The organism is Oryzobacter telluris, assembly GCF_043099285.1.
Classification (GTDB): Bacteria; Actinomycetota; Actinomycetes; order Actinomycetales; family Dermatophilaceae; genus Oryzobacter; species Oryzobacter telluris.
Genome location: NZ_CP170723.1, coordinates 1445344 through 1463470 on the forward strand (window position 1 = coordinate 1445344; position 18127 = coordinate 1463470).

General features: G+C 74.0%; 17 protein-coding genes. 10 read left to right on the forward strand and 7 right to left on the reverse strand.

What is annotated here, in order from left to right; genetic code table 11:
• Positions 1-24 precede the first annotated feature (24 nt).
• Positions 25-321, reverse strand: a complete 297-nt coding sequence (locus tag ACFLFB_RS06565) for a hypothetical protein (protein ID WP_392544908.1) — start codon at positions 319-321, stop codon at positions 25-27.
• Here ACFLFB_RS06565 and ACFLFB_RS06570 point away from each other — a divergent pair.
• The gene (locus ACFLFB_RS06570; protein ID WP_392544909.1) at positions 320-766 is read left to right on the forward strand and encodes a hypothetical protein; all 447 of its coding nucleotides are present in this window, start codon (positions 320-322) and stop codon (positions 764-766) included. The genes ACFLFB_RS06565 and ACFLFB_RS06570 overlap by 2 nt on opposite strands.
• Before the next feature lie 60 nt (positions 767-826).
• Here the strand turns inward: ACFLFB_RS06570 and ACFLFB_RS06575 are convergent, their stop codons facing one another.
• Both ACFLFB_RS06575 and ACFLFB_RS06580 read right to left on the reverse strand, forming a co-directional pair.
• Positions 827-1369 carry an Rv3235 family protein gene (locus ACFLFB_RS06575; protein WP_392544910.1) on the reverse strand — a complete coding sequence of 181 codons (543 nt, stop codon included), beginning with the start codon at positions 1367-1369 and terminating at the stop codon, positions 827-829.
• Positions 1366-2208 carry a LysM peptidoglycan-binding domain-containing protein gene (locus ACFLFB_RS06580; RefSeq protein WP_392544911.1) on the reverse strand — a complete coding sequence of 281 codons (843 nt, stop codon included), beginning with the start codon at positions 2206-2208 and terminating at the stop codon, positions 1366-1368. Before ACFLFB_RS06580 ends, ACFLFB_RS06575 begins: the two co-directional genes overlap by 4 nt.
• A gap of 72 nt (positions 2209-2280) precedes the next feature.
• On the opposite strand from ACFLFB_RS06580, the gene ACFLFB_RS06585 reads away from it, so the two are divergent.
• A complete protein-coding gene (locus ACFLFB_RS06585) occupies positions 2281-2835 on the forward strand; it encodes a hypothetical protein (protein ID WP_392544912.1) in 555 nt (184 codons plus the stop codon).
• Positions 2836-2840: 5 nt separating this feature from the next.
• Here the strand turns inward: ACFLFB_RS06585 and ACFLFB_RS06590 are convergent, their stop codons facing one another.
• Positions 2841-3068, reverse strand: coding sequence for a helix-turn-helix domain-containing protein (locus tag ACFLFB_RS06590; protein WP_392544913.1), 228 nt, complete (start codon positions 3066-3068; stop codon positions 2841-2843).
• Positions 3069-3169: 101 nt separating this feature from the next.
• Between ACFLFB_RS06590 and ACFLFB_RS06595 the strand changes: the two genes are divergently transcribed.
• The 5 genes from ACFLFB_RS06595 (at position 3170) to pruA (ending at position 8826) form a co-directional block, all read left to right on the forward strand.
• Complete coding sequence (locus ACFLFB_RS06595) at positions 3170-3841, forward strand: hypothetical protein (RefSeq protein ID WP_392544914.1); 672 nt, start codon at positions 3170-3172, stop codon at positions 3839-3841.
• A complete protein-coding gene (locus tag ACFLFB_RS06600) occupies positions 3838-5214 on the forward strand; it encodes a CpaE family protein (protein ID WP_392544915.1) in 1377 nt (458 codons plus the stop codon). The genes ACFLFB_RS06595 and ACFLFB_RS06600 overlap by 4 nt, the downstream gene beginning before the upstream one ends.
• A gap of 13 nt (positions 5215-5227) precedes the next feature.
• Positions 5228-6658 (forward strand): wax ester/triacylglycerol synthase family O-acyltransferase, encoded by a 1431-nt coding sequence (locus ACFLFB_RS06605; RefSeq protein WP_392544916.1) that lies wholly within the window; start codon positions 5228-5230, stop codon positions 6656-6658.
• Between the two features lie 5 nt (positions 6659-6663).
• Entirely contained in the window at positions 6664-7095 is a 432-nt protein-coding gene (locus ACFLFB_RS06610; protein ID WP_392544917.1) for a DUF6912 family protein, read from the forward strand.
• A 102-nt stretch (positions 7096-7197) separates the two neighbouring features.
• On the forward strand, positions 7198-8826 hold the full coding sequence (gene pruA / locus ACFLFB_RS06615; RefSeq protein ID WP_392544918.1) for an L-glutamate gamma-semialdehyde dehydrogenase: 1629 nt from the start codon (positions 7198-7200) through the stop codon (positions 8824-8826).
• Between the two features lie 73 nt (positions 8827-8899).
• On the opposite strand, the gene ACFLFB_RS06620 is transcribed toward pruA, so the two are convergent.
• Genes ACFLFB_RS06620 through ACFLFB_RS06630 form a run of 3 tightly spaced genes read right to left on the reverse strand, consistent with a single transcriptional unit; the run spans position 8900 to position 10254 of the window.
• Positions 8900-9394, reverse strand: a complete 495-nt coding sequence (locus ACFLFB_RS06620) for a DUF2505 domain-containing protein (RefSeq protein WP_392544919.1) — start codon at positions 9392-9394, stop codon at positions 8900-8902.
• Between the two features lie 36 nt (positions 9395-9430).
• Positions 9431-9952, reverse strand: a complete 522-nt coding sequence (locus ACFLFB_RS06625; protein WP_392544920.1) for a WXG100 family type VII secretion target — start codon at positions 9950-9952, stop codon at positions 9431-9433.
• Positions 9949-10254 carry a hypothetical protein gene (locus ACFLFB_RS06630; RefSeq protein WP_392544921.1) on the reverse strand — a complete coding sequence of 102 codons (306 nt, stop codon included), beginning with the start codon at positions 10252-10254 and terminating at the stop codon, positions 9949-9951. Before ACFLFB_RS06630 ends, ACFLFB_RS06625 begins: the two co-directional genes overlap by 4 nt.
• Positions 10255-10416: 162 nt before the next feature.
• On the opposite strand from ACFLFB_RS06630, the gene ACFLFB_RS06635 reads away from it, so the two are divergent.
• From ACFLFB_RS06635 to ACFLFB_RS06645, 3 genes are all read left to right on the forward strand, one after another.
• Positions 10417-11625 (forward strand): M20/M25/M40 family metallo-hydrolase, encoded by a 1209-nt coding sequence (locus tag ACFLFB_RS06635; RefSeq protein WP_392544922.1) that lies wholly within the window; start codon positions 10417-10419, stop codon positions 11623-11625.
• Positions 11615-13036, forward strand: coding sequence for an aminotransferase class I/II-fold pyridoxal phosphate-dependent enzyme (locus ACFLFB_RS06640; protein WP_392544923.1), 1422 nt, complete (start codon positions 11615-11617; stop codon positions 13034-13036). Before ACFLFB_RS06635 ends, ACFLFB_RS06640 begins: the two co-directional genes overlap by 11 nt.
• A 143-nt stretch (positions 13037-13179) precedes the next feature.
• Positions 13180-18072: an NAD-glutamate dehydrogenase gene (locus ACFLFB_RS06645; protein ID WP_392544924.1), complete on the forward strand. Its 4893-nt coding sequence runs from the start codon at positions 13180-13182 to the stop codon at positions 18070-18072.
• Positions 18073-18127 lie beyond the last annotated feature (55 nt).

The following is an 18127-nucleotide window of genomic DNA, read 5'->3' on the forward strand; positions in this document are numbered from 1 at the left end:
CCGCGTTCGCGGGGGCGCGGGGGACTAGCGTGCGGGGACGGTCCACGGGGGTGGGCCCGGGGAGGGGAGCGGCATGAGGTCGTCGAGGCTGTCGGTGGTCGGGGTCGGGGCGCTGCTCGCGCTGACCGGGTGCGGGTCGGACGGGGGCGAGGGCGCAGGTGGGCCGTCGGCGGGGGCGTCGAGCAGCTCGGCGAGTCCGTCGCCCAGTGCATCGGCCAGCCCGGTCGACAGCGCCGAGGCGAAGAAGCGGGCGGCCTCGGCCACGAAGAAGGCCCTGCTGCCCGACGCCGCGTTCGAGAAGATCGGGCTGGAGGTCGACATGCCCCCCAAGGAGGACAAGTGGGACTGGTTCGAGTCGTGCCGGCCCTTCCTGCCCTCGGAAGCCAAGCAGGTCACCGGGTACCACGGGCGCTGGAAGGGTGAGGGCGCGATCATCGACCAGACCGTCGTGGCCTACCCCGACGGCGTCGCCGAGGACATCGTCGGCGAGGTGAAGAGGACGGTGACGTGCACCGAGTACAGCGCGGGGGGGTCGGACTACTCGAAGGTCGCGTCGGTCACCCTGCCGAAGGTCCCGGAGGCCGACGCGGTGCACGCGTGGTGCATGACGTCCTCGAAGGACCACGAGGTGTGCCACTCGGTGTTCGCCGAGCAGGACCTCATCAGCAGCATCTGGGTCATCTCGGGCGACCGGGAGGACGCGCTCGACGGCCTCCGCGTGATGACGGCCCTGGCGGCCAAGCGCATCGAGGCCCAGATCAGGTAGTGCCGCGTCTGGGCCGGCAGCCGGCCCGGAGCGCGCTGACCTCCTTTCCCCTTCGGGATGTCAGCCGACCTGGAGGGCGCTGACCTTCCACTTGCCGTCCTGGCCCACGAGCCGCAGGGCGACGGCGCGCACGCGCGGTCCGTGGCGCACGATGACCGCGGCCTCCGCCACGCCATCGGCCGGCTCGCACACGCGAACGCGGACGACGACGAGGCGCTGTCGCCCCCGCGGCGCCCGGCCCTCGGCGACGCGGCGGCCGACGCGGGCGCTGCGCCGGGCGAGGACGGCGTAGACCTCGGGGGTCGTCCACCGCAGGACCTGGGTGGCCGGCCGCGACCCCGTCATCACCTCGAGCATGGCCAGCGCGATCTGCCCGGACCAGCGGGTCGGTTCCGGGAGGTCGGCACTGACGGTGCGCTGGGGCCCGAAGACCTGCTCGTCGGAGGCCGCGGCGAAGTCGACCGCCAGGGCGTCCTGGATGTAGCCGTTGCTCCCGGTGAGCGCCTCGCGCTGGAGCCTGGCCACCCGCAGGGCCTCGTCGAGCGGGAGAGCCGGCGGGAGCGGCACCGTGCGCGGGACGACGTGCAGGACACCGGAGCTCACGAGACCACCCCCTCGGGCGCCCGGAGCACCTGACCCGGCCGGAGGCGGTCGGGGTCGTCACCGACCACGGCGCGGTTGGCCGCGTACCAGGCCGGCCAGGCCCGCGCGACCTCGGCCTCGGACGGCCGAGGGCCCAGGTGGCGCGCCGCGATCGACCACAGGGTGTCGCCCCGCCGCACCACGACCTCGACCACGTCGTCCGCCGCCTTCCCGGGTCGGCTGGGGGCAAGGACCCTCAGGTCGGGCTGGGGGCGGACGACCGGTGGCGCCGGCACCCAACCGGGATCCGGTGCCGAGGCTGCCGGAATCCCGTCGTCGGGGCCGCCGCCGACACCGGGCCCGCCGACCCCCGACCCGGCGTCGATCCCCGACCCGGCGTCGACCCCCCATCCGGGATCGGGGAGCGGCGCGAAGCCCGGGTCGGGCTGGTCGAGCACGACGACCATGGAGGGTGGCCCCGGGGCTGCCAGCGACGCGCCCGGCGTGACCCCGGCCGCCACCGTGACCCCCAGGGCGACTCCTACCACGCGTCGCAGCGCCCAGGGGGTGAGAACGTCGGCGACACCCGCCGCGGCCCGTCCCAGGCGCCCGGGCACCGACGCGAGCGCGACGACCACCACGCCCGCGGCGAGCCACGCCGTGATCGCCAGGGCGACGGCGGCCACGATCGCCACGACCAGCTCGTCGGCCCGCGCCGGTGCCCCCTGCGACACCAGCGCGAGCACGGGACGCACCACCTCCCACAGCCCCAGCCCGACGACGAGGAGCACGACGACGAGCGCGACGGTGCGCGCCATCACTGCGACCTGTCGTTTGATGCTGTTTGTGGTCGTTTGCATGCGGATGACGATAGATCGTGATCCTCCACTGGGCAACGGGTGCGCCCTAGGCTGTGGACGAAGGAGGGGGAGATGCGCTGGGAGCGGCTGTTCGCCGACCTCGAGGGCCAGCTGGCGGCGGGGGAGCGGCGTGAGCTCGACGACGAGGTCGCCGAGCGGACCCGCCGTGAGCGCGCCCTCGTACGGCTCGTCGACCGGCTGGGCGCGGCCCTGGGAACCGGAGTGACCCTCGGCCTCCTCGGCGGCCAGCGGGCCGAGGGCGAGGTCGCCGACGTCGGTGACGACTGGCTGCTGGTGCGCACCGGCGGTGGGCGCGACCTGCTCGTGCCCGTGGCCGTCGTGGCCTCGGTGCAGGGGTGGGGTTCCGGCTCCGGGTCAGGAGGTCCACGACCGGCCCGGCGCTTCGGGCTCGGCTACGCCCTGCGCGCGCTCAGCCGTGACCGGGTCACGGTCGCCGTCGGCCTCGTCGGAGGTGGGGCGCCCCTCGTCGGGACGATCGACGCGGTGGGGGCCGACCACCTCGACCTCGCCGAGCACCCCGAGGGCACACCGAGGCGGCGCGAGCACGTCACGGCCACGACCACGGTCGCGACGGGCGCCCTGCTGTTCGTGGAGTCGCGGCGGTGACCGCGTCAGGCCTCGTCGGTCGGCCGGTCGGCCCGGGTCGTGACGAAGTCGCGGGTCTCGGCGTACATGCGCTGGATGTACTGCTCGAGCTCGGCCGTCTCCACCCTCCACTGCCCGCGTCCCCCGACCTTGATGGCGGGCAGGTCGCCGCTGCGGACGAGGGCATAGGCCTGCGCTGCCGAGATGTCGAGGATCTCGGAGACCTCGGTGAGGGGGATGAACCGGCGCGCCACGTCGTCAGTGTGCCATCCACAGGTGAGGGCCTCGGCGCGGTTGTCCACAGGCCCGGTCCGCTCCGGAGGCGGACCCGCCCGGCCTCGTCCAGAATCGCCGCATGAGCGACCTGCCCACCCCCACCGCCTCGCGGCTGCGCGCCCCGTCGTGGCGGGACTCCCGGCTCGTCGTCGGCGTGCTGCTGGTGCTGCTGTCCACGGTCCTCGGCGCCGTCGTCGTCGCGCGGGCCGACGACCGGGTCCCCGTGTGGGCCGCGAAGGGCCAGGTGGCGCCCGGCCAGCAGCTCACCGAGGCCGACGTCGTCCGGGTCGACGTCCTGCTCGGCGACGGCGCGGCCGCCTACCTGCCGGCCGACACGGCCCTGCCCGCCGGCACCTTCGCGCTGCGCGACCTGCGTCCGGGTGAGCTCGTCCCGGTCTCCGCCGTCGGAGGGCCCGACCGCGTCGACGTTCAGCAGGTGGCACTCCTCGTCGACGCGACGTCCGCCTCCTCCCTCGCCCGGGGCTCGGTCGTCGACGTCTACGTCAACCGCCCCACCACGGGCACGACCGTCGGCACCCCCACCTTCGAGGGCCCCGAGCTGGCCCTGGAGTCCGTCTCGGTCGCCCGGGTGGCGGGCGAGGACGCCGTGCTCGGCGGCGCCACCGAGACCCGTGCCGTGCACGTGATGGTGCCGCGCGCCGACGTCCAGGACCTCGTCGCCGACGTCGACGCCGGGGCACGGATCACGCTCGTGCCCGTCCCCGGCGGGGTGACGGCGGCCGGCTCGTGACGACGGTCGTCACGGCGGTCACGCACCGCGACGAGGCCGACTTCGTGCGTGTCCTCGAGGCCGCGCCCGACCTCGCCCTGGTGCGTCGCTGCGCCGACCTCGCCGAGCTGCTGTCCGTGGGTGCGGCCGGGGTGGCCCGGGTCGCGGTGGTCTCGCCGGACCTGCGCGGCCTCGACCGCGACGCCCTGCGCCACCTCGCCGGCCACGGGGTCCGGGTGGCCGGGCTCGTGGCACCGCGCGACGAGGAGGGGGAGCGGCGTCTGCGGCAGCTCGGGGTCGCCACGATCATCCGGCCCGACGACCCGGCCGACGAGGTGGGCGCCGCCCTGGCGGCGCTCGCGGGCTCCACGACCTCGGGGCTGCCGGCGGCCGGGGGCAATGACCCGTGGGAGGTTCCGCACGCGCTCGGCGGCGCGGTGGGCGCCGCCGGAACTCCCGACGACCGGCCCGAGGGGGACGCGGACCGGCCGGGTGCTCTCACCGTGGTGTGGGGTCCCACGGGCGCCCCCGGCCGCACCACGGTCGCCACGACCCTGGCCGCCACCCTCGCGGCCTCCGGGGTGCGCACCCTCCTCGTCGACCTCGACACCTGGGGCGCCAGCGTCGCGCAGGTGCTCGGTCTCGTCGACGAGGCGCCGGGGGTCGCCGCCGCGGCCCGCGCCTCCGAGCAGGGCACCCTCGACGTCCCCGCCCTCGCCCGCCTCGCGCCCGAGGTCGTCCCCGGCCTGCGCGTCCTCACCGGGCTCCCGCGCGCCGAGCGCTGGCCCGAGCTGCGCGCCGCCGCCGTCGAGGACGTCCTGCGGCTCGCGCGCCGGGTCGCCGAGCACGTCGTCGTCGACGTCGGCTTCGCCATCGAGGACGACGAGGAGCTCAGCTACGACACCGTCGCCCCGCGGCGCAACGCCGCCACCCTCGCGGCGCTCGAGGCCGCCGACCACCTCGTCGTCGTCGGTGCCGCCGACCCGGTCGGGCTCCAGCGGCTGGTCCGGGCCGTCCAGGAGGTGGCGGTCGTCGCCTCGCCCGTGCCCACCGTCGTCGTCAACAAGGTGCGGGCCTCGGTGGCCGGTCCGCGCCCCGAGCGGGCCATCCGCGAGGTGCTCGACCGCTTCGCGGGGATGGAGCGCATCCGCCTCCTGCCGTGGAGCCCCGACGAGTGCGACGCCGCGCTCCTCGCCGGTCGCACCCTCGTCGAGACCTCCCCGCAGGCCGTCCTCGTGGCCGCCGTCGGAGACCTCGCCGCCGAGCTGGACCCGCGCGCCGCACCCGGCACCGCCTCCCGCAGCCGCCGACGGGCGGGCCGCGCCACCGGCCGGGGCCGACGCAGGAAGGAACCGCCCACCACGGTCCTGCCCGACCATGGCAAGGCCGTCTGACACGATGGGTTCCGTGGCAGACCGGCTCAGCTCGCTCGACACGTCCTTCCTCCACCTCGAGGACGCGACGACGCCGATGCACGTCGGTTCGGTGATGGTGTTCGACGCCCCCACCGACGGCTTCGACTACGAGAGCCTCGTCGCGCTCATCAGCGAGCGGATCGCGCACGTGCCGCGCTACCGGCAACGCATCAAGACCGTCCCCGGGGGTCTGGCCAACCCGGTGTGGGTCGACGACAAGACGTTCGACATGAGCTACCACGTGCGGCGCAGCGCCCTGCCCCGCCCGGGCTCCGACGAGCAGCTCGAGGAGCTCGTCGCGCGCATCCAGCCGCGCCCCCTCGACCGCAGCCGACCGCTGTGGGAGGTCTACCTCGTCGAGGGACTGGCCGAGGACCGCTTCGCCATCATCACCAAGACGCACCACAGCCTCGTCGACGGCATCAGCGCGGTCGACATCGGCAACGTCCTCGTCGACGGCAACCCGACCGGCGCCGACAGCGTCAGCACCACCTGGCGGGCCCGGCCCGAGCCCAGCGGCGTCGAGCTCGTCGTGGGCGCGCTCACCGACGCGGTCCGCAGCCCGAGCCAGGTCGTCGACACGGTCCAGAACGGCGTCGCCGACGTGAAGAAGACCGTGGGCAAGGTCGCCTCGGTCGCCGGCGACGTGCTGTCCACCGTCGCCCGGATGTCGGCCCGCCCGGCGCCCACCTCGCCGCTGAACGCCTCCATCGGCCGCGCTCGTCGCTACGTGATGATCGGCACCGACCTCGAGGACTACCGCACCATCCGGGCCCGGCTCGGCCGGGGCTCGTTCGCCGAGGAGGTCTCGGTCAACGACGTCGTCCTCGCCACCGTGGCCGGGGCCTTCCGCTCGTGGCTCCTCACCCGCGGGGAGTCGGTCTACCCCGGCACGACGATCCGCGCCATGGTCCCGGTCTCCGTGCACGACACCGCCGACGGCGCCGTGGGCGCGCAGATGACCGCGTGCTTCGTCGACCTCCCCGTCGGCGAGTCCAAGCCCTCGATGCGCCTGCACCAGATCGCCTTCGCCATGCGCCAGCAGATGGAGGGGGGAGCGCGCCGCGCCGTCGCCGCCGACACGCTCGCCGGCCTCGGTGGCTTCGCGCCGCCCACGATGCACGCCCTCGGCGCCCGCCTCGGCGGGATGGTGTCGCGGCGCCTGTACAACGTCGTCATCACCAACGTCCCCGGTCCCCAGACGCCGCTCTACGCCGCCGGTGCCCGGATGGTCTCCACCTACCCCGTGACGCCGCTGGGCCGCGACCAGGCCCTCTCCATCGGGCTCACCTCGTACGACGGCGGCGTCTACTACGGCCTCTACGCCGACCGCGACGCCATGCCCGACGCCGACGTCCTCGGCCGCGGGGTGGTCGACGCGCTCCAGGAGCTCCTCGACGCCCCTCGGGTCGGGGTGAGGTGAGCACCGTGCCCCTGACCCGCGTCTACCTGCCGCTCACCGCCGCCGACCTCGACGACCTCGCGGCGGGACGGTCCGTCGGCCCGGCCCCGAGGTCCGCCCACGCGGTCACGGCAGCGCTCGGCCGCCCCGGGCTGACCACCGACGAGGAGGAGCTCGAGCACACCGCGTGGCTCGCCGCCGCCGACGAGGCCGTCTTGCTGAGTGGCGACGGCCGTCGGCGCCGCGTCATCGGGTCGGCCGACGTCGACGCCGCCACCGTGGGCCGTCCCACCGCTCCCGATGTCGCGTCCCGGGTCGAGCTCTCGGCCCCGCTCGAGCGCCGCGGCTTCGTCTCCTTCCACGTCGACGAGGAGCCGGGAGCCACCGACGCCGCCGACCTGCTCTGGTACGACGTCACCGAGCTCGACGACGTCCGCGCGCTCCTCGCCGGCGGCTGACGCGCACCCGGCCGGGCAGCCAGTGGGTTTGCGCCGCGATCCCCGACGGCGCGAGAGTGGGGGCCGACCCGACGTCGTGACCCGAACGAGGAGCCCCACCACATGGACGCTGTGACCCACGTCCCCACCCCGACCAACGAGACCGTCCTCGACTACGCCCCCGGCAGCCCCGAGCGCGCCGCCCTCGAGGTGGCGCTCGTCGAGCTCGGCTCCACGAAGCACGAGCTGCCCCACACCATCGGCGGCCAGCGCGTCACCGGCAAGGGCCCCCGCATCGAGGTCCGCCAGCCGCACGCCCACCGCAAGGTCCTCGGCGTCACCCGCGGCGCCACCAAGGCCGAGGCCGCCTCTGCCGTCGACGCCGCGGTCGCCGCCGCCCCCGCGTGGCGCGAGCTGTCCTTCGACGACCGCGCCGCCATCCTCCTCAAGGCCGCCGACCTCCTCGCCGGCCCCTGGCGCGCCCGGGTCAACGCCGCGACGATGCTCGGCCAGAGCAAGACCGCCTACCAGGCCGAGATCGACGCCGCCTGCGAGCTCATCGACTTCTGGCGCTTCAACGTCCACTTCGCCCGCCAGATCATCGAGGAGCAGCCGCCGGCCAACTCCCGCGGCCTGTGGAACCGCAGCGACTACCGCTCCCTCGAGGGCTTCGTCTACGCCGTCACCCCGTTCAACTTCACCGCGATCGCCGGCAACCTGCCCACGGCGCCCGCGCTCATGGGCAACACCGTCGTCTGGAAGCCGTCGCCGACCCAGCAGCTCGCCGCCCAGCTGACGATGGAGCTGCTCGAGGAGGCGGGGATGCCTCCGGGCGTCATCAACCTCGTCGCCGGCGACGGCATCGCCGTGTCCGACGTGGTCCTGCGCCACCCCGAGTTCGCCGGCCTGCACTTCACCGGCTCGACCCCGACCTTCCAGCACCTGTGGCGCGAGATCGGCGAGAACCTCACGACCTACCGCCACTACCCGCGCATCGTCGGCGAGACCGGTGGCAAGGACTTCGTCCTCGCCCACCCGAGCGCCGACCCCGACGTGCTGCGCACCGCCCTGATCCGCGGGGCGTTCGAGTTCCAGGGCCAGAAGTGCTCGGCCGCGTCGCGGGCCTACGTGCCGCGCTCGCTGTGGAAGGTCATCAGGAAGGACCTCGTCGAGATCACCAACGGGCTGTCCGTCGGCGACGTCACCGACCTGTCGAACTTCATGGGCGCCGTCATCGACGACCGAGCGTTCGCCAAGCACAAGGCCGCCATCGACCGGGCCCACGCCACGGCGCACCTCGACGTCGTCGCCGGCGGCACCTACGACGACTCCGTGGGCTACTTCGTGCGGCCCACCGTCGTCGAGAGCAGCGACCCGGCCGACGCGATGTTCTCCACCGAGTACTTCGGCCCGATCCTCGCCGTGCACGTCTACCCCGACCGCCAGTACGACAAGGTCCTCGACCAGATGGAGTCGGTCGCGCCGTACGCGCTCACCGGCGCCGTCATCGCGCAGGACCGGGCCGCCATCGCCGACGCCATGCACCGCCTGCGGTTCGCGGCCGGCAACTTCTACATCAACGACAAGCCGACCGGTGCGGTCGTCGGGCAGCAGCCCTTCGGCGGCGGCCGCGCGTCGGGCACCAACGACAAGGCCGGCTCGGCGGCGAACCTGCTGCGCTGGTCCTCGGTGCGCTCCATCAAGGAGAACTTCGTGCCGCCGACCGCGCACGGCTACCCCCACATGGGCTGACACCCTCGACTGATGGCGAATAACCCACGCGGAGAACGGCTCTCCGCGTGGGTTATTCGCCATCAGTGCACAGTCAGCGGGCGAGCCACTCCCGCAGGAGGTTCGCCTCGATGCCGATGGCCGCGGTGATCGGCTCGGCCGCGGCCTTCTCGAGGCGCCCGCCGATGAGGGGCACGTTCGCCTTGAGGTCGGCGTCGAGGACCTCGGCGGTGCCCGAGCCCGACGGCACGAGCCGCAGCGTCCCCTTGATGGTGAGCGGCGCACCCTTGACGTGGATGTCGACGACGGCCTCGCGCGACCCATCGGCCGCCGGGCCGGACCAGTCGATGACCTCGATGATCGTCAGGTGCTCGCCGACGAAGGAGCGCGCGATGTCGGGGAGGCCGTCGGAGGGCAGCTGCCGCTGGGTGCGGACCCGCTGCTTCGGGGCGGAGCCGCTGACGTCGACGGTGTACGTCCCGTCGTCGGTCGTCGCGGCGCACTTGGCTTCCTGGAAGGCCTGGTCGGTGAGCAGGGCGTGGACCTCGTCGACGGTCCCGGCCAGCTCCTCACGCGTCTGGAGTCGCACTCTGGCGTCCTCTCGCTCGTCGGTCCGGTGATCCTCTCACCCGCGTCGCAGGACGTGGGAGACCTCGGCGAGCGTGGTCGTGGAGTCCCGCAGGACTTCGAGGACGAAGTCCCGGCGCCGGGTGTGCTGGGCGGCGACGAGGTCGAGGTCGGCCTGGAGGAGGTCGCGGGTCGTCTCGCGCTCGCGGGCCGCATCCAGGTCAGCGGTGCCGCTGACGCCCCAGGCGGGGGCGACCCGGCCGTCGCGGACCTCGAGGCCGGCGCGCGCCCCGCGCTCGCGCAGGGTGCGCTCGCGAGCCACGAGGTCGGCGAGGTCGGTGGCCTGGTCCTGGAGGACCTGTCCCACGTGGTCGAGCTGGGCGGCCAGGGTGGCGGCGGCCGTCGTGAGGCCGTCGGCGGCCTGCCGGGTGGTCGCGGAGGTCCGGCCGGTCCAGTCGTCACCGACCGCACTCGTGGCGGAGGCGAGGGCCGACCCCTCGGCCTCCAGCCGTCGGGACACCTCGCGGGCCGTCCGCGCGCACGCCGACAGGGACGCGGCATCGCCGGGCACGACGGTCACCGTCCGACCTCGAGGTCGGAAGCGGTGTGGTCGTGCACGGCGCGGGGGGCGCGCGCTGCGTCCGGGGTCGAGGGTGCGAACCGGGCGACCGTGGGGGCCAGCTCGTCGGCCGAGGCGCCGACGGCCCGCAGCGTGTCGGCGACCTGGTCGAGCCAGTCGTCGAGGACGCGCTGGGCGTGCGGCTCCCCGGTGACGACGAGGGACGCCAGGACGTCCTCCTCGGCCTCGGCGACGACGGCGCGCAGGGCGTCGAGCCGCGCGAGGAGCGCCGCGGCGCGCGTCGGGTCGGGCTCGAGGGGCACCACCCCACCCTAGTGAGCCCACGAGCCCCACCCGACCCGTCATCCACAGCCCCACCCCCCGCGGTGAGTGCGGAACTGGTCGCCGGGGCAGCCGCTTCCGCACTCGCGGCCCGGTGTCGCGGGGGCTCGTGGGCGGTGTGCCCCTCGGCGTAGGGTCACCGCGTGGGCACCGACCGATCCACCACGACCGTCGCCGGCACCGCCGTGACGGTGGATGACGTCGGGCCGGCGGCGGTCGCCCTCACCGCCGAGCTCGTGGCCGTCGACTCGGTGAACCCGGGGCTCGTGCCCGGCGCAGCGGGGGAGGGTGCGGTCGTCGAGCTCCTCACGCACCGGTTGCGCCGCAACGGGTTCGAGACCCACGTCATCACACCGGACGGCCACCGCGACCGGCCGAGCCTCGTCGCCATCGGCCCGAGCGGAGCCTCCGGCCCCACGGTCCTGCTCACCGGCCACGTCGACACCGTCGGCGTCGCCGGCATGCCCACCCCCTTCGACCCGGTCGCCGACGGCGACCGGATGACCGGCCGCGGCACCTGCGACATGAAGGGCGGCGTCGCCGCGATGGTCGTGGCCGCCGAGGCGCTCGCGCGCTCCCGGACCCCCGGTCGGGTCGTCCTCGCCCTCGTCGCCGACGAGGAGGACGCGAGCCTGGGAGCGGAGGCCGTCATCACTGCCCTGCCGGGACTGGGGGTCCGGCCCGACGTCGCCGTCGTGGGGGAGCCGACGTGGCTGGCCGCCGCCGCGAGCCTGCGGGGGTACGCCCTCGTGGAGGTCGTCCTCGAGGGGCGCGCTGCCCACTCGTCGCAGCCCGAGCGCGGGGTCAACGCGGTGACGCACCTCGGCCGGCTCCTGGCCGCCGTCGAGGCCCGCTCGCACGACCTCCCCGACCCCGGCGGCTCGCTCATGGTCACCGTCGCCGCCGGGGGGGAGTCGCCGTTCGTCCTCGCGCGCTCCGCCCGGGCCGTGGTGGAACGGCGCACGGTCCCGGGAGAGTCCTCGCAGGACGCGCTCGCCGAGGTCGAGGACCTGCTCGACACCCTGCACGCCGCCGACCCCACCGTCACCGCCACCGCGACCCTCACCATGGCCCGCGAGGCCTGGCGTGCCGACAGCACCGGCCCCGCGGCGACGTTCTCGGACGACCTCCTCGCCGCCCTCGGTGACACCGCCCCGGCCAAGCCCTTCCACGCCCCCTACTGGATGGAGGCGCCGCTCTGGCAGGCCGCCGGCATCCCCGTGGTCGTGTGCGGTCCGGCCGGTGGCGGACTTCACGCGGCCGACGAGTGGGTCGACCTCCGGCAGGTGCGGGCGTACGCGCAGGCGCTCGTCGACGCCGTCACGGCCTGGTCCGGGCGCCATGCCGACTGACCCGCGCCGGCTGCGCGGTGACGCGCCGCTGCTCGACGCGTGGCTGCGCTTCCAGGAGGAGGCGCCGACACCCTTCACGATCCCGGGGCACAAGCAGCGCCACGACCTCGTCGGCGACGTCGTGGCCGGCGACGTCCCGCTCTACGCCGGTCTCGACACCATGAAGCTCTCCCGCGGCGTCGTCGACGAGGCCGAGGACCGAGCCGGACGGCTGTGGGGCGCCGACCTGTGCCGCTTCTCGGTGGGCGGGTCGACGCACGGCAACCAGGCGCTGGCCCTCGCGGTGGGACGGCCGGGCGACCGGGTCGTCGTGGCCCGAACCCTGCACCGGTCGATGCTCCTCGGGCTGGTCCTTGCCGGCCTCGATCCCGTGTGGGTGCGCCCGGAGGTCGACCCGACGCACGGGCTGCCCCTCGGCATCACGGCCGCCGCCCTCGAGGCCGCCCTGGTCTCCGCGCCCGACGCCAGGGCCGTCTTCGTCGGCGACCCGTCCTACGTCGGCACGGTCGGGGATGTCGGGGCGCTCGCCGAGGTCGCCCACCGGCACGGCGTGCCCCTCGTCGTCGACGCCGCCTGGGGCGCGCACCTCGGGTTCCACCCCGCCCTGCCGCCCCACGCCATCGCGGCAGGGGCCGACGCCCTCGTGACGAGCGCGCACAAGGCCCTTCCGGCGTGGTCGCAGGGCGCCATCGTCCTCGCCCGCAGCCGCCGGATCAGCCGCGCGCGCTTCCACGCCGGGGTCGAGGCGACCGCCACGACGAGCCCCGCCGGTGCCATCCTCGCGAGCATCGACGCCGCCCGCGCCCTCCTCCAGCGCGACGGCGAGGCCCTGCTCGGCGAGGTCGTCGACGCGGTGGCGGCCGCCCGCCGCCGGCTCCAGCGCGTGCCCGGCCTCGTCGTCCTCGACGGACCCACGGTGGACCCGACGCGCCTCGTCCTCGTCCTGCCGGGCACCGGTGCCGACGGCAACGCCGTGGAGGACGACCTCATCGCGGGCGGACGGCCTCTGGAGATGGCCGACCGCGACACGGTCGTCGCGATGGTCACGCTCGCCGACACGCGCCGCGGCATCGAGGACCTCACCCTGGCCCTCCTCGAGGCCGTCGAGCGGCACCGCGGCACGCCCCGGCCGGTGGTCGCCGCCGGCGTCTGGTCGGTGGACCCGGTGCAGGTGGCCTCCCCTCGCGAGGCCTTCTTCGCCCGGCGCGAGAGCGTGCCGCTGGAGCGCGCGGTGGGCCGGGTCTGTGCCGAGCTCGTCGCCCCGTACCCGCCCGGCATCCCCGTGCTGGCGCCGGGTGAGGAGGTCACCCTCGAGGCCGTCGACGCCCTGCGCGCCGCCCGCGCGGCGGGCAGCCGGATCGCCTACGCGGCGGACCCGACGGTCCGCACCCTCGACGTCGTCGCCGAGTAGCCGGTCGAAAGTGTCCCGTGGGCGAGACACCCGACCGCTCCCCGGCAGACGGTCCCCCCGGCAGGGTGGCTAGTCTCGGACGCGAGCACGACGCCGTGCTCCACCGCCACAGGTGACTCGCGACCAAGGAGTGCCACCGCACCATGTCGAAGCCCCAGACCGGCAGCCGCGAGGACGTCCTCGCCTCGATCGCAGCAGCGTTCGAGGAGGCAGCGCCGGACGGCGGCGGCAAGGACTTCGTCGAGCGGTACTTCCGGCACGTCCCCCTCGACGAGCTGACCTCCCGGGCGCCCGAGGTCTACGCCGGTGCGGCCCGCAGCCACCTCGAGCTCGCCCGCGACCGCCTGCCGGGCGTCGCGAACGTCCGGGTCTACAACCCGACGACCGAGACCGACGGCTGGTCGAACGCCCGCACCATCATCCAGGTCGTCACCGACGACATGCCCTTCCTCGTCGACTCGGTCACCGGGGCGCTCGTCGGCGCCGGTATGGACATCCACCTCATCGTCCACCCGCAGCTCGTCGTCAGCCGCGACGCCGTCGGCCGGTTCGAGAAGGTCGTCGCGCGCGACGTCACCGGCCGTACGAAGAACAAGGTCGCCGTCGGCGAGCTCCCCGAGTCGTGGATGCTGCTCTCCGTCGACCGCGAGAGCGACGAGGGCCGCCGCGGCGAGCTCGAGGCCAGGGTGCGCCACGTCCTCGAGGACGTCCGCCAGGCCGTCGAGGACTGGCCGAAGATGCGCAGCAAGTGCCTCGTCCTCGCCGCCGAGCTCGAGGGGTCGCCGCCGGTGGGGGTCGACGCCGAGGAGGTCGCGCGGGTCACGACCTTCATGCGCTGGATGGCCGAGGACCACTTCACCTTCCTCGGCTACCGCGACTACGTCCTCGAGGAGACCGGCGACGGCGAGGCGATCGTCCCGGTGACCGGGTCGGGGCTCGGCCTGCTCCGCTCCGACCCCCCGCAGGGCGAGCAGCCCGACGTCCTCAGCCGCGAAGCCGCCGCCAAGGCGCACGACCGCAACATCCTCGTGCTGACCAAGGCGAACTCGCGCTCCACGGTGCACCGCGTCACCCACCTCGACTACGTCGGCGTGAAGTCGTTCGGCGACGACGGCGAGGTCGTGGGGGAGCGGCGCTTCCTCGGGCTCTACGCCTCCACGGCCTACACCGAGTCGGTGCTGCGGGTGCCGCTCGTCGCCGAGAAGGTGCGCGCCGTCCTCGAGCGCAGCGGCGTCGCCTCCGACAGCCACACCGGCAAGGACCTCCTCGAGGTCCTCGAGAGCTACCCGCGCGACGAGCTGTTCCAGGCGAGCATCGAGAACCTCTACGAGACCGCGATGGCGGTCACCCAGCTGCAGGAGCGCCGGCGCACCAAGCTGTTCATCCGCGAGGACGACTTCGGCCGCTTCGTCTCCTGCCTCGTCTACATCCCGCGCGACCGCTACAACACCGCGGTCCGGATGCGGATGGCCGACATCCTCACCGAGACCTTCGGCGGCGAGTCGGTCGAGTTCGCCGCACGGGTGAGCGAGTCCGCCCTGTCCCGGCTCCAGTTCGTCGTGCGGGTGCCGCGCGGCAGGCGGGTGCGCACCCTCGACCGCGCCGAGCAGGAGCGCCTCGAGCAGCGGCTCGTGGAGGTCAGCCGCACCTGGTCCGACCGCCTCGGCGACGCCCTGCGTCACGAGCACGGTGAGGAGGAGGGCGACCGGCTGATGGACCGGTTCGGCCGCGCCTTCAACGCCGGGTACGAGGACACCTTCACGGTCAACCAGGGCGTCGCCGACCTCCAGCACCTCGACCGCCTCGGCGCCGACCAGGGCACGAGCGTCGCGCTCTACCGGCCGGCCGAGGGCGGCGACGACCTGCGGCGCTTCAAGCTCTTCCGCGTCGACCCGTTGTCGCTCACCGACATCCTGCCGATCTTCACGCACATGGGTGTCGAGGTCGTCGACGAGCAGCCCTACGAGGTCGAGCGCGCCGACGGCACCACGCTGCACGTCTACGACTTCGGCCTGCGGGTGCAGAACGCCGACATCTGGGAGGCGTGCCCGTACGACCAGCTCCGCGACCTCTTCGAGGGCGCGGTGTCGGCCGTCTGGGACGGGCGGGCCGAGTCCGACGGCTTCAACAAGCTCGTCCTCGCCGCGCAGCTCACCTGGCGGCAGGTCGTCATCCTCCGCACCGTCGCCAAGTACCTGCGCCAGACGCGCGCCACGTACTCGCAGGACTACCTGGAGGACGCGCTCGTCTCGCACCCCTCCATCGCCCGCGACCTGGTCGCGGTGTGGGAGAACCGTTTCGACCCCGAGCGCGCGGGCATCAAGGACGCCAAGGCGCGCGACGCGGCCGAGGAGGGGCTGGCCCAGCAGGTGCTCGACGCCCTCGACGACGTCTCCTCGCTCGACCACGACCGCATCATCCGGGCCTTCCTCGGCGTCATCCGCGCCGGGTTGCGCACGAACTTCTACCAGGAGGGCAAGGACGGCGCGCCGCACAAGCCGTACGTCTCCCTCAAGCTCAACCCCAAGGCCGTCCCCGACCTGCCGGCCCCGCGCCCGCAGTTCGAGATCTGGGTCTACAGCCCGCGGGTCGAGGGCGTGCACCTGCGCTTCGGCCCGGTCGCGCGCGGCGGGCTGCGCTGGTCCGACCGGCGCGAGGACTTCCGCACCGAGATCCTCGGCCTGGTCAAGGCGCAGATGGTGAAGAACGCCGTCATCGTGCCCACGGGGTCCAAGGGCGGGTTCTACCCCAAGCAGCTGCCCGACATGGCGGTCGACCGCGAGGCCTGGCTCGAGGAGGGCAAGGCGTCGTACCGGTTGTTCATCTCGGGCCTGCTCGACCTCACCGACAACCGGGTCAGCGGCGACATCGTCCATCCCGAGCGGGTGGTGCGCCACGACGGCGACGACCCCTACCTCGTGGTCGCGGCCGACAAGGGCACGGCGACCTTCTCCGACATCGCCAACGGCGTGTCGCAGTCGTACGGGTTCTGGCTCGACGACGCGTTCGCCTCCGGCGGCTCGGCGGGCTACGACCACAAGGCCATGGGCATCACCGCCCGCGGCGCGTGGGAGTCGGTGAAGCGCCACTTCCGGGACATGGGCGTCGACACGCAGACCCAGGACTTCACGGTCGTCGGCGTCGGCGACATGAGCGGCGACGTCTTCGGCAACGGCATGCTCCTGTCCGAGCACATCCGACTCGTCGCGGCGTTCGACCACCGGCACGTCTTCATCGACCCGAACCCCGTTGCGGCGCAGTCGTTCGCCGAGCGCAAGCGGCTCTTCGAGCTGCCGCGCTCCTCGTGGGACGACTACGACCGCTCGCTCATCTCCGAGGGCGGTGGCGTCTTCCCGCGGTCGCTGAAGTCGATCCCGGTCACCCCGCAGATGGCGGAGGCGCTCGGCATCAAGAACGGCACGGCGATGACGCCCGCCGAGCTCATCCACGCCATCCTCCTCGCGCCCGTCGACCTGCTCTGGAACGGCGGCATCGGCACCTACGTCAAGGCGTCCACCGAGGACCACCTGTCCATCGGCGACCGCGCCAACGACGCGATCCGGGTCGACGGCAAGCAGCTGCGGGTCAAGGTCGTCGGCGAGGGCGGCAACCTCGGCCTGTCCCAGCTGGGCCGTATCGAGGCCGCGTTCTGCGGGGTGCGGGTCAACACCGACGCCATCGACAACTCGGCCGGCGTCGACACCTCCGACCACGAGGTCAACATCAAGATCCTGCTCGGCGAGGTGGTCCGCGCGGGCGGCCTCACGACGGAGCAGCGCAACGAGCTGCTCGCGTCGATGACCGACGACGTCGCGGCGCACGTGCTGCGCGACAACTACGAGCAGAACGTCCTGCTGGGCAACGCCCGGGCGCAGGAGCACTCGATGGTCAGTGTCCACCAGCGGCTGATCCACTGGCTGGAGGACCGCGACGACCTCGACCGCGCGCTGGAGTTCCTCCCCAGCGACGCCGAGATCGAGAAGCGCGCGCACGACGGGCTGGGTCTGAAATCCCCGGAGTTCTCGGTGCTCGTGGCCTACGCGAAGCTCGCGCTCAAGGAGGACATCCTCGCGAGCTCGATCCCCGACGACCCGTACTTCGAGCGCACCCTGGCCGAGTACTTCCCGCCGGCGATCCAGGAGAAGTACGCTGGCGAGCTCGCCCAGCACCCGCTGCGGCGCGAGATCGTCACCAACTCGGTCGTCAACTCGATGGTCAACCGCGGCGGCATCACCTTCGCCTTCCGGGCGCAGGAGGAGGCCGGGGCGACCCCCGAGCAGGTCACCCGCGCGTTCGTCGTCTGCCGGGAGGTGTTCGGGCTCGCCGACTACGTCCGCGAGGTGGAGGCACTCGACACCAAGGTGCCCACGGCGGCGCAGACCGCGCTGTACCTCGAGTTCCGGCGGCTCCTCGACCGCGCCGTGCGGTGGTTCCTCACCTCGCGGCCCACGCGCCTCGACATCGGTGCGGAGATCGAGCGGTTCCGCGGGGTCGTGCAGGAGCTCGGGCCGCAGGTGCCCGACCTGCTGCGCGGCGACGAGCGTCGCCGGCTCGACAAGCGCGCCGCCGAGCTGGTGAAGGCCGGTGTGCCCGACGAGCTGGCCCAGCGCGCGGCGATGCTGCTCGACTGGTTCAGCCTGCTCGACATCGTCGACATCGCCACCGACACCGGCCGCGCCCCCACCGAGGTCGCCCCGCTGTACTACGTCGTCTCCGAGCGGTTCGGCATCGACGCCATGCTCACCAAGGTCACCCGCCTGCCGCGCGACGACCGGTGGGACGCCCTGGCGCGCGGGGCCCTGCGCGACGACCTCTACGCGGTGCTCGAGTCGCTGACCCGCTCGGTGATCGAGGTCGGGGGGTCCGGTGACCCGTCCGCCGCCTGGGAGGCGTGGGAGAAGGCGAACAAGGAGTCGATCCAGCGCAGCAAGACCGCGCTGTCGGCGATCCGCCGCCTCGACCACCCGAACATCGCCGCCCTGTCGGTCGCGCTGCGCACGCTGCGCTCGGTCATCCGGGTCGGCGCGTCCTCCTGACGTCCGGTGGGCGGGGCGCCCCGTCGGGTGCCCCGCCCGGTCGCCTAGGCTCGGC